General features: G+C 71.6%; 14 protein-coding genes. 10 read left to right on the forward strand and 4 right to left on the reverse strand.

Annotated elements, in window-relative coordinates:
• The first annotated feature begins 260 nt into the window (after positions 1-260).
• Positions 261-1,538: a cytochrome b/b6 domain-containing protein gene (locus RAC69_RS12805; RefSeq protein WP_375087141.1), complete on the forward strand. Its 1,278-nt coding sequence runs from the start codon at positions 261-263 to the stop codon at positions 1,536-1,538.
• A gap of 188 nt (positions 1,539-1,726) precedes the next feature.
• On the opposite strand, the gene RAC69_RS12810 is transcribed toward RAC69_RS12805, so the two are convergent.
• Positions 1,727-2,233: a GNAT family N-acetyltransferase gene (locus RAC69_RS12810; RefSeq protein ID WP_375087142.1), complete on the reverse strand. Its 507-nt coding sequence runs from the start codon at positions 2,231-2,233 to the stop codon at positions 1,727-1,729.
• Positions 2,234-2,363: 130 nt separating this feature from the next.
• On the opposite strand from RAC69_RS12810, the gene RAC69_RS12815 reads away from it, so the two are divergent.
• From RAC69_RS12815 to rocD, 8 genes are all read left to right on the forward strand, one after another.
• Positions 2,364-2,924 carry an acyl-CoA thioesterase gene (locus RAC69_RS12815; RefSeq protein ID WP_375087143.1) on the forward strand — a complete coding sequence of 187 codons (561 nt, stop codon included), beginning with the start codon at positions 2,364-2,366 and terminating at the stop codon, positions 2,922-2,924.
• A 4-nt stretch (positions 2,925-2,928) separates the two neighbouring features.
• Positions 2,929-3,780, forward strand: a complete 852-nt coding sequence (locus RAC69_RS12820; RefSeq protein WP_375087144.1) for an SDR family NAD(P)-dependent oxidoreductase — start codon at positions 2,929-2,931, stop codon at positions 3,778-3,780.
• A gap of 123 nt (positions 3,781-3,903) precedes the next feature.
• Entirely contained in the window at positions 3,904-7,557 is a 3,654-nt protein-coding gene (locus RAC69_RS12825; RefSeq protein WP_375087145.1) for a proline dehydrogenase family protein, read from the forward strand.
• 158 nt (positions 7,558-7,715) lie between these two features.
• On the forward strand, positions 7,716-8,150 hold the full coding sequence (locus RAC69_RS12830; RefSeq protein ID WP_375087146.1) for a hypothetical protein: 435 nt from the start codon (positions 7,716-7,718) through the stop codon (positions 8,148-8,150).
• Complete coding sequence (locus RAC69_RS12835; RefSeq protein ID WP_341933307.1) at positions 8,150-8,380, forward strand: helix-turn-helix transcriptional regulator; 231 nt, start codon at positions 8,150-8,152, stop codon at positions 8,378-8,380. Before RAC69_RS12830 ends, RAC69_RS12835 begins: the two co-directional genes overlap by 1 nt.
• A 1-nt stretch (position 8,381) precedes the next feature.
• Complete coding sequence (locus RAC69_RS12840) at positions 8,382-9,443, forward strand: NAD(P)-dependent alcohol dehydrogenase (RefSeq protein ID WP_375087147.1); 1,062 nt, start codon at positions 8,382-8,384, stop codon at positions 9,441-9,443.
• A 247-nt stretch (positions 9,444-9,690) separates the two neighbouring features.
• Positions 9,691-10,581: a dimethylargininase gene (gene ddaH, locus RAC69_RS12845; RefSeq protein ID WP_375087148.1), complete on the forward strand. Its 891-nt coding sequence runs from the start codon at positions 9,691-9,693 to the stop codon at positions 10,579-10,581.
• Positions 10,578-11,789 carry an ornithine--oxo-acid transaminase gene (gene rocD / locus RAC69_RS12850; protein ID WP_375087149.1) on the forward strand — a complete coding sequence of 404 codons (1,212 nt, stop codon included), beginning with the start codon at positions 10,578-10,580 and terminating at the stop codon, positions 11,787-11,789. Before ddaH ends, rocD begins: the two co-directional genes overlap by 4 nt.
• 44 nt (positions 11,790-11,833) lie before the next feature.
• Here the strand turns inward: rocD and RAC69_RS12855 are convergent, their stop codons facing one another.
• The 3 genes from RAC69_RS12855 to RAC69_RS12865 all read right to left on the reverse strand — a co-directional run bounded on the left by RAC69_RS12855 (position 11,834) and on the right by RAC69_RS12865 (position 14,120).
• Positions 11,834-12,253, reverse strand: a complete 420-nt coding sequence (locus RAC69_RS12855) for a hypothetical protein (RefSeq protein WP_341933311.1) — start codon at positions 12,251-12,253, stop codon at positions 11,834-11,836.
• Between the two features lie 68 nt (positions 12,254-12,321).
• Entirely contained in the window at positions 12,322-13,674 is a 1,353-nt protein-coding gene (locus RAC69_RS12860; RefSeq protein ID WP_375087195.1) for an MFS transporter, read from the reverse strand.
• A 5-nt stretch (positions 13,675-13,679) separates the two neighbouring features.
• The gene (locus RAC69_RS12865) at positions 13,680-14,120 is read right to left on the reverse strand and encodes a MarR family winged helix-turn-helix transcriptional regulator (RefSeq protein WP_375082697.1); all 441 of its coding nucleotides are present in this window, start codon (positions 14,118-14,120) and stop codon (positions 13,680-13,682) included.
• Between the two features lie 141 nt (positions 14,121-14,261).
• Here RAC69_RS12865 and RAC69_RS12870 point away from each other — a divergent pair, with 141 nt between their 5' ends.
• Positions 14,262-15,683 (forward strand): serine hydrolase domain-containing protein, encoded by a 1,422-nt coding sequence (locus RAC69_RS12870; protein WP_375087150.1) that lies wholly within the window; start codon positions 14,262-14,264, stop codon positions 15,681-15,683.
• The last annotated feature ends 17 nt before the right edge of the window (positions 15,684-15,700 follow it).

The following is a 15,700-nucleotide window of genomic DNA, read 5'->3' on the forward strand; positions in this document are numbered from 1 at the left end:
GCCTCCCGCGCACACGAGGCGGGGAGCCCTGGCCGCCCGCGGGAGCGGTCGAGGTCGCCGCCGCCGAGGCGCCGGTCGTCGAACCTCCGGTCGTTGAGCGAGCGGAGCGAGACGAAACGCGCCAGGGTTCCGCAGTCGCCGAAGCGCCGGTCGTTGAGCGAGCGGAGCGAGACGAAACGCGCCATACTGCCGGCGCGACGCTCCGCCGCGGACTCCCGCGCACGCCCGGTGGTGAGCCCTGGCCCCCGGCAGACGTGACCGTGGCGGCGTCCCACGGAGGGGACCGCGTCTCGTCTCGGTCGACATCGTCGTCCGCGCTCGACGAGCCGCGGGGTGGGGGAGCGGCATCCGTGCGGCGCGGCCTTCCGCGCACCCGCGGAGGCGAGCCGTGGCCGCCCGCCGGTACCGTCCCCTCCCTCGTCACGTCGGGGTCCGACACCCCAGATGTCGGACCGATTTCGCCTGAAACGCCGACACCTCGCCTGTCGGCCCCCGAAACTGCGGGCACGGCGGCGGACGTCTCCTCGAACACGGTCTCGACGGTCGCCACAGTCGCCGACGTCTCCACCCCGCTGCCGTGGAGGAAGACGGTGTGGGACGGTCGGGCCCCGCGCCATGTCGCTGACGCACCGGCATCCTCCCGTCGTCTCCCGACGTGGCCGCAGGCGATCGCCGGGCTGTTCGGCGCCGCAGCCCTCGGCATCCTCGCCGGCGCAGCCGTGGCGTTCGTGCGCGCGCTGCTGAGTGTCCCGTTCATGCAGGACTTCCTCGCCGCGTTCCCCGGCGAGTACGAACCCGCCGTGCACGTCGAGCCGGGCTTCGCGCCGTGGGTCGGGTGGCAGCACTTCTTCAACGTGTTCCTCATGGTGCTGATCATCCGATCGGGACTGCGCATCCGCAGCGAGAAGCGTCCGACCGCGTTCTGGACGCCGCGCACCAACCCCAAGGGCAAGGTCAGCCTGACGATCTGGTTCCACCAGGCGCTCGACATCCTGTGGCTCGTGAACGGCGTGATCTTCGTCGTGCTGCTGTTCGCGACGGGCCACTGGGCGCGAATCGTGCCGACCAGCTGGGAGGTCTTCCCGAATGCGCTCTCGGCCGCGCTGCAGTACGTGTCGTTCGATTGGCCGCACGAGAACGGCTGGAACAACTACAACAGCCTGCAGCAGATCGCGTACTTCGCGACGGTGTTCCTCGCTGCTCCACTCGCCACGGTGACCGGCTTCCGCATGTCGGGGATGTGGCCGAAGAAGGCCGAGCGCCTCTCGAAGGCGTACCCGATCGAGTGGGCGCGGGCCCTGCACTTCCCCGTGATGCTGTACTTCGTGGCGTTCATCGTCGTGCACGTCGCGCTGGTCTTCCTCACCGGGTTCCTGCGCAACCTCAATCACATGTACGCCGCGCAGGATGCCGTCACCTGGACCGGGTTCTGGGTCTTCGTGGCGTCCATGGTCGTGCTCGGCATCGGCTGGGTCGCGGCGCGTCCGCTCGTGATCGCGCCGATCGCGAAGCTGTTCGGCAACGTGTCGGGGCACTGACCCGCTCTCGCGCTCTTCGGGCTCCTCGCGGTCCTCGCGGAGCGCGGCACCGAGCCACCCCCTTGAGTGCGAACCACCCCTGTGCGTTCAGCACGCAGAGGGGTGGTTCGAGGAGAAAGGGGTGGTTCGGCGGGGCGACGCGGCGCGCCGCGCGCCGAGGCGACGGGGCGAAGCCGCCGCGAGCCGGGTCAGCGGGTGAAGCGCACCTCGGTGAGGGTCTCCCCGAGGAAGGGCTCCGTGTGGGTGGCGCCGTCGAGCGCGAAACCGTTGCGCGTGTAGAAGCGATGCGCGCGGGGGTTGTCCTCGGCGACCCACAGGTACAGGGGCTCGTCCTTCTCGACCGCGGCGTCGAACAGCTTCTGGCCGATGCCCGTGCCGTGCCAGGCGTCGAGCAGATAGATGAAGTAGAGCTCGCGGAGTGCGGGGGCGTCCTTATCGCGCGCCGGACCGGAGCCGACGAAGCCCACGATCTCGCCATCGACGAGCGCCGCGTTCATCGTGAACTCGGGGCCCTGCGCCGCCCAGTGGGTCCACAGCTCGGCCATGCGACGGGGCGAGACCTTCTCGAGCGCGGCCTTGCTGATCAGGTGGTCGTAGGTCTCGTGCCAGCACTGCGCGTGCACACGACCAAGGGCTTCCGCGTCCACATCACGGACCGGACGGACGATGACTTCAGGGTGGGCTTCGGCGCTCATGCGGTGACTCTACGCGCGGCACACACGATCGAGAAATCGAGCAGGACGCCGAAATCCCCCTGTAACACCACATGGAGGAACTGAACAACGATGTTCGCCGATCATGCGTCGATGGCTACGATCGATCCTCGTGAACGTGATCTGGCGCACCCTCCTCGTGATCCTCGCCGCCCGTCGTCGCACGCGGCGCGGCAAGACCCTCGATCCGACCGCCGTCGGCACCATCCGACTGACGACGCTTCCCAGCGACATCGACATCCTGCGGCACATGAACAACGGCCGGTACCTGTCGCTGTTCGACCTCGGCCGCTGGGATCTGCTCATCCGCACCGGCCTCTTCGACGCCATGAAGGATCGCGGCTGGTACGCGGTCGTCTCCAGCGAGACGATCACGTTCCGCAAGTCGCTGCAGCTGTGGCAGCGGTTCGAGGTGCAGTCCCGATTCATCGGGCACGACGAGAAGGCGCTCTTCATGGAGCACCGCGCCGTCGTCAAGGGCCAGGTGTACGCGCGAGCGATCGTCCGGGCGCGGATGCTGCGCCGCACCGGCGGCACCGTGAGCAACGAACAGCTCTTCGCCGCCGTCGGCAAGCCCGAGGGCGTGCGGGAGATCGACGCCTGGGTGCACGACTGGGCCGCGGCATCCGCTCTGCCTCCCGTGCGCATGCCCGCGCCGAGCGAGTGGAGCTGACGGCATGACGGATGCAGCGGGGGCACGCCCCGGCAGGACTCTGCTCGTCGGGTGCGGCGCGCTCGGCACGGCGCTCGGCGAACGGCTCGTGGCCGACGGAGGCGAGGTCACAGCGATCCGTCGCGACGCCTCCGGACTTCCTGCCGCGTTCTCGACGATCGAGGCCGACCTGCGGCATCCGCTCCCGTCGCCGCTGCCGGCGTTCGCCGCGGTCGTCGTCACGCTGCCGCCGGGCACCGGGTCGGAGGGCTCGATCTACCCCGCCGCGCTCACGCACCTCGCCGCCGCTCTGCCCGCTCGCCCGGAGCGCGTGATCTTCGTCTCGTCGACCAGGGTGTTCGAGGGGTACGGCTCGCACGCGTTCGGCGGATCCGACGGGCGTGCCCCGCTCACCGAGGCCGACCCGACGCTCACGACAGGGGCGCGCGGCGATGCCCTCGTCGAGGGGGAGGAGCTCGCGGTCGACCTGCTCGGTGCGATCGTGGTGCGGCCCGCCGGCATATACGGCCCAGGGCGCGACTCGCTGATCCGCCGCGTCCGCGAGGGCGCCGCCGTCGACCACGAGCGCCGCACCAACCGCATCCACGAAGCCGATCTCGTGCGGCTCCTCGACCTGCTGCTGCGCGCCGACGCCCCGCCCGCCCTCGTGCACGCGATCGACCGGGAGCCCGTGCGGCTCGGCGCGGTCGTGGCGCACATCGCGTCACGGCTGGGTGTCGCGGCTCCGCCGCAGAGCGAGGGGGATGCCGGCGGCGGCACCGTGCTCGACGGGAGCCTCGCCCACGGGCTGCTGGGCGAGCTGTCGTACCCGACGTTCCGCGAGGGGTACGACGAGATGCTGGCGGCGGGGAGCTGACTTCGCCGACCCGCCCCCTTCTGCGCGAGCCACCGCTCTGCGGCCCGACCGAACAGGGGTGGGTCGCGCACAAGGGGGTGGGTCGGCGCGAGGAGAGGGGGCGCGCGGTAATAGCCTGAGCACATGGCCGACCCGATGCCGTCTGCAGACCCGTCCGACGCTCTCGCGGACCGCGCGATCGACCTCGCCCGCCGCTGGGTGACCGAGGCGGCGGCCGCCGACGTCGACCCCGCCGCCGAGCGCCTCGCCGGAGTGCTGCAGGACGCCAACGGTCTCCCGTTCACGCTCGGCTTCGTCGACGGCGTCATGCGCCCCGAGAGTCTGGGCGCCGCGGCATCCCAGCTTCACCGCATCGCGCCGATCGTGCCCGAGTTCCTGCCCTGGTACCTGCGCTCCGCCGTGCGACTGGGCGGCGGCGTCGCGCCGATCCTGCCCGCACCCGTCGTGCCCATCGCCCGCCGCGTGCTGCGCGAGATGGTGGGCCACCTCGTCGTCGACGCGCGCCCCGCGAAGCTCGGCCCGGCCATCGCGAAGATCCGCGAGTTCGGCGCGCGCCTGAACCTCAACCTGCTCGGCGAGGCCGTGCTCGGCGAGGCCGAGGCGAAGCGTCGGCTCGACGGCATCCACGATCTGATCCGACGCCCCGACGTCGACTACGTCTCGGTCAAGGTCTCGGCGATCATCAGCCACATCTCGATGTGGGCGTTCGACGAGGTCGTGGAGGCCGTCGTCGACCGCCTGCTCCCGCTGTATCTCACGGCGGCGTCCGACCGCACCTTCATCAACCTCGACATGGAGGAGTACCGCGACCTCGATCTGACCATCGCCGTGTTCACGCGCATCCTCGAAGACCCGCGACTGCAGGGGCTCGAGGCCGGGATCGTGCTGCAGGCATACCTGCCGGACGCGCTGCCGGCGCTGCAGGAGCTCACGGCCTGGGCGCAGGAGCGCGTCGCGCACGGCGGGGCGCCGATCAAGGTGCGGCTCGTGAAGGGTGCGAACCTCGCGATGGAGCGCGTCGAGGCGACCATGCACGGCTGGCCCACGGCGACTTACGACACCAAGGTCGACACCGACGCGAACTACCTGCGCTGCCTCGACTGGGCGCTGCGCCCCGAGAACGTGGCGGCGGTGCGGCTCGGGATCGCCGGGCACAACCTGTTCGGCATCGCGTACGCGTGGCTGCTCGCGGGAGAGCGGGGCGTGCGTGGCGCGACGGGGGCGGGCGCGGGTCCCGGCTCCCAGCCCCCGATCGAGTTCGAGATGCTGCTCGGCATGGCGCAGGGACAGGTGCAAGCCGTCTCCCGCGAGGTCGGCGAGGTGCTGCTGTACGTGCCCGTGGTGAGGCCCGACGAGTTCGACGTCGCGATCAGCTACCTCGTGCGGCGCCTGGAGGAGAACGCCTCTCCCGAGAACTTCCTCTCCGCGGCCTTCCGGCTCGGCGACGACCAGGCGCTGTTCGTGCGGGAGCAGGACCGCTTCCTCGACGCGCTCGAGCGCTCGACGTCGCCCACGCTGCGCACCGGGCCTCGTCGCACGCAGGACCGCCTCGCGCCCGTGCACGAATCGGTCCGGCCCGCCCCCGTCGCGCCCGCGCCGGAGGAGGACCTCACGAAGGCCGTGCTCGGCATCTCGCGCGGATCCGACGACACCGGCGCCCCGTTCCTGGAGACGGCGGTGTACTCGCCGCGCGAACTCGACCGCGCGGGCGACGGCGCCCCGGGATTCTCGAACACCGCCGACACCGACCCCGCCCTGCCGGCGAACCGCGAGTGGGCGGTCGGGGTGCGGGAGCGGATCGCGTCGTCGACGCTCGGCGACGACACGATCGCCGCCGCCCGCATCGACGACGCCGGCGTGCTCGACAGCACGATCGCGCGCACGCGGGATGCCGGCGGGCAGTGGGGCGCGCGCCCCGCCGCCGAGCGTGCCGAGGTGCTGCTGCGCGCGGCCGCCGCGCTCGAGAGCCGTCGCGGCACCCTCATCGAGGTCGCCGCGGCCGAGACCGGCAAGGTGTTCGCCGAAGCCGACGTCGAGGTCAGCGAGGCCGTCGACTTCGCGCGCTACTACGCGGCGACCGCTCGAGAGCTGGATGCCGTCGCCGGCGCCTCGTTCGTGCCGGCGGGCGTCACGGTGGTGGCCCCGCCGTGGAACTTCCCGCTCGCGATCCCCGCCGGGGGAGTGCTCGCCGCGCTCGCCGCCGGCTCGGGCGTCGTGTTCAAGCCGGCGCCGCAGTCGCGCCGCTGCGCCGCGGTGATCGCCGAGACCCTGTGGCAGGCGGGCGTGCCGCGCGACGCGCTCGCCCTCGTCGACATCGAGGAAGGCGACCTGGGGCGGGAGCTCATCACGCACCAGGGCGTCGACCGCGTCATCCTCACCGGCTCCTGGGAGACCGCGGCGCTCTTCCGCTCCTGGCGTCCCGACCTGCCGCTGCTCGCGGAGACCAGCGGCAAGAACGCCATGATCGTCACCCCGTCGGCCGACCTCGACCTCGCGGTGTCCGACCTCGTGCGCAGCGCGTTCGGGCACGCGGGGCAGAAGTGCTCGGCGGCATCCCTCGCCATCCTCGTCGGACCGGTCGGGCGCTCGCAGCGATTCGCCCGTCAGCTCGCCGATGCGACGCGATCGCTGCACGTCGGCTGGCCGACCGACCCGTTGGCCGAGGTCGGACCCGTGATCGAGCGTCCGCAGGGCAAGCTCGCGTGGGCGCTCACCGAACTCGAGGGCGAGGAGCAGTGGCTCATCGAGCCGGCCGTCTCCGCCGACGATCCGACCGGACGACTGTGGCGTCCCGGCATCCGCGTCGGCGTGCAGGCGGGGTCGCGCTTCCACACCGAGGAGTTCTTCGGACCCGTGCTCGGCGTCATGCACGCCCCGACCCTCGAGCGCGCGATCGAGCTGCAGAACGCCGTCGCATACGGTCTCACCGCGGGGCTGTACACGCAGGACCCGGCCGAGCTCGCGCTGTGGCTCGACCGCGTGCAGGCCGGCAACCTGTACGTGAACCGCGGCATCACCGGCGCGATCGTGCAGCGTCAGCCGTTCGGCGGCTGGAAGCGCTCGTCGGTCGGCCCCGGCGCGAAGGCCGGCGGCCCGAACTACCTCGTCGGCCTGGGATCGTGGCGGTCGCGGGCCACGGGCCCGGTGTCGAGCACGCTGCATCTGCGCGGCCTCGATGCCCGGATCACGGCCCTGATCGAGTCGGCCCAGCCGTCGCTCGACTACGAGGCGTTCGAGTGGCTGCGTCGCTCGGCGCTCTCCGATGCGCTCGCCTGGGATCGCGAGTTCGGCAAGGTGCGCGACGTGTCGCGGCTCGGCGTCGAGCGGAACCTCTTCCGATACCGGCCGGTGCCCGTAGGGATCCGCGCCACGTCGGACGCGGGCTGGCAGGAGCTGCTGCGCGTCGTCATCGCGGCGGTGCGCGCCGGCGCCCCGTTCACGCTGTCGACCCCGGTCGGGCTGCCCGCGGCCGTGCGCCACGCGCTCGGAGACGTGGGGGCCACGGTCTACCTCGAGAGCGATGAGGAGTGGATCGAGCGGATGCAGGCCGACGGCCGCCCGTCGCGCGTCCGGCTCGTCGGCGCGCGCGCGTCGGTCGGCGAGCTGCACCAATCGCTCGCCGGCGCCGTCGGCGGCGACCCCGACCTCGCGGTGTACGACGGCGAGGTGACGTCGGCGGCGCGCATCGAGCTGCTGCCCTTCGTGCACGAGCAGGCCATCGCCATCACGGCCCACCGCTACGGCAACCCGGACGACTGGAGCGCCGAGGTCATCTGAGCGGGCCCGCCGATTCGAATCGCGCGAATTACCACCCGACGACCCTCGGGACTGCAAAGCAGGCGATTCGAAATGCCGGCGTGTAAAAGATTCTTGACACCTGCGCGGGGGCGGCGTACCGTCCCTCATGTAAACAATCTTTTACATGAGGAGCGGTCATGGTCTACGAGGAGCGCAACGTCTGGGCGGGGCTGATCGTCAGCGTGCTCGTCATCCCCGCGTACATCGTCATCGTGCTGCAGCAGGCCGCGAGTACCCCGGTCGCCGAGATCGACTGGCTGCCGCCGATGCTGTGGACCGTCGGCGTCGGCATCGTCGCCACCATCGTCGTCAGCGTCGTCTGGGGGATCGTCGCCGGCGCGCGCGACCCCGACGGCGTCGGCAGATCCGACATCCGCGACCGCGACATCAGCCGTATGGGCGGCCGGGTGGAGCAGGGATTCCTCGTGATCGCCGGGCTCGCCGTGATCGCCCTGTGCGCGATCGGCGCCGACGTGTTCTGGATCGCGAACGCCATGTTCGCGGGCTTCGCGGTGTCAGCGGTGGTCGGCGGCGTGGCCCGCGCCATCGCCTACCGTCGGGGTCTCGTCTGATGGTCAAGCCCACCCTCGTCTCCAACAGCATCCGCACGCACCGCGAGGCCGCGGGGCTGACCCAGGCCGAGCTCGCGCGCTCGATCGGGGTGACGCGTCAGACCCTCATCGCGATCGAGCAGGAGAAGTACTCGCCGACCCTTGAGCTCGCCTTCCAGATCGCCCGCGCGTTCGGCGTCGGCCTCGACGATCTCTTCCAGTACCCCGACACCACCCCGAAGGAGGGCTGACATGTCCGCTGCGAACCCCACTCACCGCGATGCTCCGTCCGCCACTCACAGCACCATCCCCGCGTGGAGCCGCGAGACCTACGGCCCCGCCGACGGGGTCCGACTCACCGAGATCCCGATGCCCGTACCGCGCCGCGGCGAGGTCGTCGTGCGGGTCGAGGCGACCTCGCTCAACGCCGGCGACGTGCGCCTGCTGCTCGGCGACCCGCTGCTCGTGCGCCCGGTGTTCGGCCTCACGAAGCCGAAGCACCCCGTCCGCGGCATGGAGGTCGCCGGCACCGTCGTCGAGCTCGGCCCCGACGTGATCGGCATCGATCTCGGCACCCGGGTCGTGGGCGAACTGGTCGGCGGGGGCGGGCTGGCCTCGCACGTCGCCGTCCCGGCATCCCGCCTCGTGCCCGTGCCCGCCGATGTGGCCTCCGGGATCGCCGCCACCCTCCCGGTGGCCGCCGGCACGGCCTGGCAGGCGCTCGACCTCGCCGGCGTCGGCATCCGCTCGATCGGCGGGAACCCGGATGCCGCGCCGGGGCGCGTCCTCGTGATCGGCGCCTCGGGCGGAGTCGGCACATTCGCCGTGCAGCTCGCCGCCCTGCGCGGGGCCGAGGTGTGGGCGACGTGCGGGGAGCGCAACGCGCCTCTCGTCGAGCACCTCGGCGCCGTGCGCACGATCGACCACCGTCGCACACCCCTGTCGACGCTGCCCGGCGGACACTTCGATGCCGTGGTCGACATCGCCGGCGGCATCCCGCTGCGCGACCTGCAGCGTCTCGTCAGCGACGGCGGGCGGGTCGTGCTCACCGCCGGAAACGGCGGACACGTGCTGGGGCCGATGCCCCGCATCCTCGCCGCCGCCCTGCGCTCGATCGGGTCGCGTCGCCGCATCCGCTCGCTCATGGCGACGCCGCGGGCGGAGGTGCTGACCGCACTCCTCGACCTCACCGCCGAGGGGCGCATCACGCCGGTGATCGAGCGCGAATACGGCTTCGCGCGCGCCTCGTCGGCGCTCGCCCACGTCGAGGCAGGGCACACGGTCGGCAAGGTGGTCGTGCGCGGCGCGGAGTAGTCGGCGTCGACTCGCGGATGCCGGCCGATTCGAATCGCCCGAATCGCAGAACTCGGGGGTCGGAAGTTGCCAGGTGCGCGATTCGAAACCGCTCAGCGCTCTGGCCCCGGTCAGGCGACGGGTGACACAATGGGTGTCGGCGTGCTCGAGTCGCATCTTCCCCGAGCGCCGACTCCCTCGGAGCGGCACGGGTCGAAGGACCGCCGGGCCCCTGGACAGCGTCCGCCGCATCCGTTCGAGGAGCTCCATGTCTGTCGAGACCACCGCGTCCGAGTCCACCGCCACCGAGGCGCACGCACGCACCGCTCACCACCGCCGCTACCTGATGTGCAAGCCGTCGCACTTCACGGTGAACTACTCCATCAACCCGTGGATGGAGCCCGCGAAGCCCACCGACACCGAGAAGGCCGTCGCGCAGTGGCAAAAGCTGCACGATCTGTACCTCGAACTGGGTCACGAGGTCGAGCTCATCGAGCCGCTCGCCGGCTACCCCGACATGGTCTACACCGCGAACGGCGGCTTCGTGATCGACGGCCGCGCGTACGTGCCGGAGTTCCGCTTCGTCGAGCGCCAGGGCGAGGCGCCCGCGTTCGCGGACTGGTTCCGCGCGGCCGGCTTCGACACCGTCATGCCGCGCGAGGTCAATGAGGGAGAGGGCGACTTCCTGCTCGTCGGCGACGTGATCCTCGCCGGCACCGGTTTCCGCTCCACCGGCGACAGCCACCGCGAGGTGGGCGAGGTCTTCGGCCGCGAGGTCGTGTCTCTGAACCTCATCGATCCGCGCTTCTACCACCTCGACACGGCCATCGCGGTGCTCGACCCCGTGCAGGGCGTCGAGAACGGCGGACCCGAGCACGCCAACATCGCCTACCTGCCCGGCGCCTTCGACGACGCGAGCCGCGCCGAGCTCGAGAAGCGCTTCCCCGACGCGATCCTCGTGTCGGACGAAGACGGCGCCGTGTTCGGCCTGAACTCCGCGAGCGACGGATACAACGTCGTCATCTCGCCGCGGGCGGTGGGCTTCGAGAAGCAGCTGCGCGAGCGCGGCTACAACCCGATCATGGTCGACCTGTCGGAGCTGCTGCTCGGCGGCGGCGGCATCAAGTGCTGCACGCTCGAGCTGCGGGGCGCGAAGTGACCGCGGTCGACGCGAGCGCCGAGGCCGAGCAGGGCACGGAGCCGCACGTCGCGCACAACTACCACCCGCTGCCGGTCACGATCGCGCGGGGTGAGGGCGCATGGGTCACCGACGTCGAGGGCAAGCGCTACCTCGACCTGCTCGCGGCGTACTCGGCCGTGAACTTCGGCCACCGGCATCCGGCCCTCGTCGCCGCGCTCACCGAGCAGCTCGGTCGCGTCACGTTGACGAGCCGCGCGTTCCGCAGCGATCGCCTCGAGCCGTTCGCGGCCGCGCTCGCCGAGCTCGCGGGCAAGGACATGGTGCTGCCGATGAACACGGGCGCCGAGGCGGTCGAGACCGGGATCAAGGTCGCTCGTGCCTGGGGCTACCGGGTCAAGGGCATCGCCGACGGCGCCGCGCGCCTCATCGTCGCCGCGGGCAACTTCCACGGGCGCACGACGACGATCGTGAGCTTCAGCGACGACGAGCAGGCGCGCGAGGGCTTCGGGCCGTATACGCCCGGTTTCGACGTGGTGCCCTATGGGGACGCGGATGCCGTCGCCGCGGCCATCACCGCCGACACCGCCGCGGTGCTCATCGAGCCCATCCAGGGCGAGGGCGGTGTGATCATCCCGCCGGAGGGGTACCTGCGCCGCATCCGCGAGATCTGCGACGAGAAGAACGTGCTGTTCATCGCCGACGAGATCCAGTCGGGGCTCGGGCGCGTCGGCGAGACGTTCGCGTGCGACCGCGAGGGCGTCGTGCCCGACCTGTACCTGCTCGGCAAGGCGCTGGGCGGCGGCATCCTGCCCGTCTCGGCGGTGGTCGGCGACAGCGACGTGCTCGGGGTCATCCAGCCCGGGGAGCACGGCTCGACGTTCGGCGGAAACCCGCTCGCGGCTGCCGTGGGGCTGCGCGTGGTGGAGATGCTCGAGAGCGGCGAGTTCCAGGAGCGCGCCCGCGCGCTCGGCGAGCACCTCGCGGCGGCGCTGGAGCCGCTGAAGGAGCACGGCGTGACCGCGGTGCGGATCGCCGGGCTCTGGGCCGGCGTCGACATCGACCCCGCGAAGGGGACCGGCCGAGAGATCGCCGAGCGCCTGCTCGATCGCGGCGTGCTCGTCAAGGACACGCACGGGCAGACCATCCGCATCGCGCCGCCCATCGTCATCCGCGCCACCGAGCTCGACTGGGCGGTGGAGCAGCTCAAGCACGTGCTGGGCGCCTAGCCCGAGCCGTCACCGCGCCCGGTCGCGCCGACCCCGGCCTCGACTCAGGCCGGCGGGTCCTCGGGGTCGAGGGTGCGCAGGGTGTCGCGTTCCACGTCGTTGTCGGCGTCGAGCTGCGCGGCGGTCGTGTCGTCGCCGCCCAGGGGCACGTCGCGGTCGGGGTTCGCGTCGCCCTGGATCGCGCCGTGCGGCGACTCTCCGTGCGAGCTGTCGCCCTGGATCGCCCCGCCCTGCGACGCGCCCTGCGGGTCGCCGTCTGCGGCCTCGCCCTGGATCGCGCCGCGCGGCGACTCGCCGTGCGCGTTGTCGCCCTGGATCGCGCCGCCCTGGGCTGCGCCCTGCGCGCCGCCGTCGAGGTCGTCGGCGTCGCGGCCGTCGGGGGCGGTGTTGTGCTCGGGGTTGATGTCGGGGGAGCCCTCTGCGGGCTGCTCGGGGTGCGGAGTGCGTCCTGTGTTGTCGTCCATGTGCGCGACGTTACGCCGCTGGGCGCGGGGCGGCGAGGGGTTGACAAACCCGCGCCGGGCGATCCGCCTCAGTCCTGCTTCGCGATGCGGATCGGGGTGGTCGCGGTGGCCTTCTCGCTGTAGTCGACGGGCTCCGCGGATGCCGCGGGCTCGGCCAGTTCGGGCTCGTCGACGACGCTCAGCGGACGGGTCTCGTCGAGGGTCAGCAGGAAGCGGCGATCCTCGGCGCGACGGAGGCGTCCGGACGTGATGACCCAGATCGTGCCGATCGCACAGGCGACGAGACCGGCCGTGCCGCCGAGCATGATCGCGCTGCGGGGGCCGAACGTGTCGGCCACCCAACCCGCGATGGGCGCTCCGACCGGGGTCGATCCCATGATGACGGCCATGTAGAGCGCGAGCACCCGTCCGCGCAGCGCCGGGTCGGTCGTCATCTGCACGTAGCCGTTCGCCGTGGTGAGCAGGGTCACGATCATGAAGCCCGTGAACGTGAGGGTGATGGCGTACGTGAGGTAGGTGGGCATCGCGGAGGAGACGAACGCGGCGACGCCGAAGCCGCCGGCCGCGAAGATCACGACGCGCACCCTGGCGCGGTCACGGCGGGCGGCGAGCAGTGCTCCGGCGAGCGAGCCGATCGCGAGGATCGAGCTGAGGACGCCGTACCCGTCTGCGCCGGCACCGAACTCGAGCGCCATGGTCGAGGCGAAGATGGGGAAGTTCATGCCGAATGCGCCGATGAGGAACACGGTCACGAACACGACGCGCAGATCGCTGCGCCCCCATACGTAGCGGAATCCGGCGGCGAGGCCTCCGCGACTGCGGCCCTTGAGGCGCGGTGCGAGCTGGCCGGTGCGGAGCAGGAGCAGGGCGACGAGCATCGCGAGGAACGTCGCGGCGTTCGCGATGAACACCCAGCCCGACCCGATCGCGACGATCAGCAGGCCGCCGACGGCCGGCCCGATCATACGGGCGAGGTTGAAGGATGCCGAGTTCAGGGCGACCGCGTTCGAGGTGTCGCCGACCGACACCATGTCGGAGACGAACGCCTGACGCGCAGGGGCGTCGAACGCGTTCACGACGCCGAAGGCCGCCGCGAAGCCGAACATCATCGGCAGCGTCATGAGCCCGTTCAGCAGCAGGACGCCGACGGCGATCGCGAGCAGCAGCAGCGACGTCTGCGTCGCGAGCAGGATGCGGCGCCGCTCGAAGCGGTCGGCCACCCATCCGGTGAGGCTCACGAGCACGAGCGGCGGGCCGAACTGCAGGGCCATCGTGACGCCCATGGCCGCGGCGTCGTTGTCGGTGAGCTCGGTGAGCACGACCCAGTCCTGGGCGGTCGCCTGCATCCATCCGCCGACGTTCGAGACGAGGGCGCCCGCGAACCAGATGCGGTAGTTGACGTTCGCGAACGAGCGGAACATGGCGCTCATCGGTCGACCACCCGCCGCATCAGGGCGCTGGCCTCGCGCAGCGTCGAGAGCTCGTCCTCGGTGAAGTCGAGCTCGGCGAGCATGCCGGCGAGCAGCTCGTCGCGCCGGTGGATGGTCTCGGCGACGATCGCCGACCCGGTCTCGGTGATGTCGACCTGCACGCGTCGGCGGTCCTCCTCGTCGGGGATGCGCACGACGTAGCCCTGCTCGGCGAGGCCGTTGATCATGCTCGTCATCGACGGGGCGGTGACGCGCTCGGCATCCGCGAGGGCGGTGATGGTGCGTCGTCCGTGCAGGCGCAGGGTCGCGAGCACGGCGAGCTGCGCGTCGCTCATCGCGTCGACGGCTCGGGCGCACCGAAGGCGGCGGGCGAGCCGGAAGGTGGCGAGGCGCAGGTCTGTCGCGGTGAGGTGGAGGGATTCATCGGACGCAGACATTACTTAGATAGTCTATCTAATCTCCGCGCCCGGACAAGGGCTTGCTCCGCCCACGGGTTCGTCGGATCAGACGAAGCGCCGCATTCTGTTCCGTCGGAGCGGACCAACGTCGATCGGCGACGCGGTGCCTAGAGTGAGGCCATGCAGAGCCCCCACGCGGTCGGTGAACACCTGCGGTCCATTCTCGGATCCCTGGTCGAGGCTCGCGGAGTGCCCGCGGCATCCGTAGCGGTCCTCGTCGACGGCGAGATCGTCACCCACGCCGCCGGACTCCTCAGCACGGCGACGCGGATCGAGGCGACGACGGACGCCGTGTTCCAGATCGGATCGATCACGAAGGTCTGGACCGCGACGCTCGTGATGCAGCTGGTGGACGAAGGGCTCGTCGACCTCGACGCACCCGTCCGGACGTACCTGCCGGAGTTCGCGCTCGCCGACGAGGCCGCCGCCGCGGCGATCACCGTGCGGCACCTGCTCAGCCACCGCTCGGGCATCGAGGGCGACATCTTCACCGACACCGGTCGCGGCGACGACGCGGTCGAGAAGTACGTCGAGCTGCTCGCCGAGGCGGCGCAGATCTTCGAACCGGGCGCGCTGTTCTCGTACAGCAACGCGGGCTACGTGGTGCTGGGCCGGCTCATCGAGCGGCTGCGCGACACGAGCTGGGAGCAGGCGCTGCTCACGCACCTCGCGACACCGCTCGGCCTGCGCAGCGTCTCGCCCAGCCCGTACGAGGCGATCCTGCACCGCGTCGCGGTCGGGCACGTGGATGCCGGGGACGGCCGCGAACCGCAGCCCGCGCCGTTCTGGGCGATGGCGCGCTCGAACGAGCCGGCGGGGTCGATGCTCGCGATGACCGCCGAGGACCTGGCCGTGTTCGCCCGTGCGCACCTCCGTGCCGCGGCTGGTTCGCCTGCGTCGGATGAGGAGCAGGTGGTCGTCTCGCAGGCCGCCGCGACCGCGATGCGCACGACCGAGGTGCGCCTGCCGCGCGTCGCCGGTATGGGAGCGGCGTGGGGCCTCGGGTGGGAGATCGATCGCGACGAGGACTCCGTGCTGTTCGGACACGACGGCAACACGGTGGGCCAGTCGTCGTTCCTGCGGATCGCCCCCGAGGCGGGTGTCGCCGTCGTGCTGCTCACGAACGGCGGCGACGGTGCCGGCCTCTTTCACGACCTCGTGGATCCGCTGCTGCGCGAGCTCACCGGAGCAGGTCTTCCCGAGGCGCCCGTGCCGTCTGCAGACGCGGCGCCCGCCGCGGCATCCGAGTCGTCCGCCCCGGACGTGAGCGGCTACCTCGGCGTGTACGCGAACTCCACCGTCGAGATGGAGGTCTCGCAGGACGCGGATGGTCGACTCTGGCTCGAACAGCGCCCCACGCCCGAGCTGCGCGCACTCGGCGCCGAGCCCTCGACCGACGAGTTCGTGCCCTTCGGCGATGCCTCGCTGATCGCCCGCGAACGCAAGGACGGCCTGCACCTCGTGCTCGCGTTCCTCGAACCGGCCGACGACGGCCGCGCCTCGTACATCCACTTCGGCCGCGCTGTGCCGCGGTCGCGCTGACCATCCGAACCCTCGTC

This window comes from Microbacterium sp. LS_15, assembly GCF_041954735.1.
Lineage (GTDB): Bacteria > Actinomycetota > Actinomycetes > Actinomycetales > Microbacteriaceae > Microbacterium.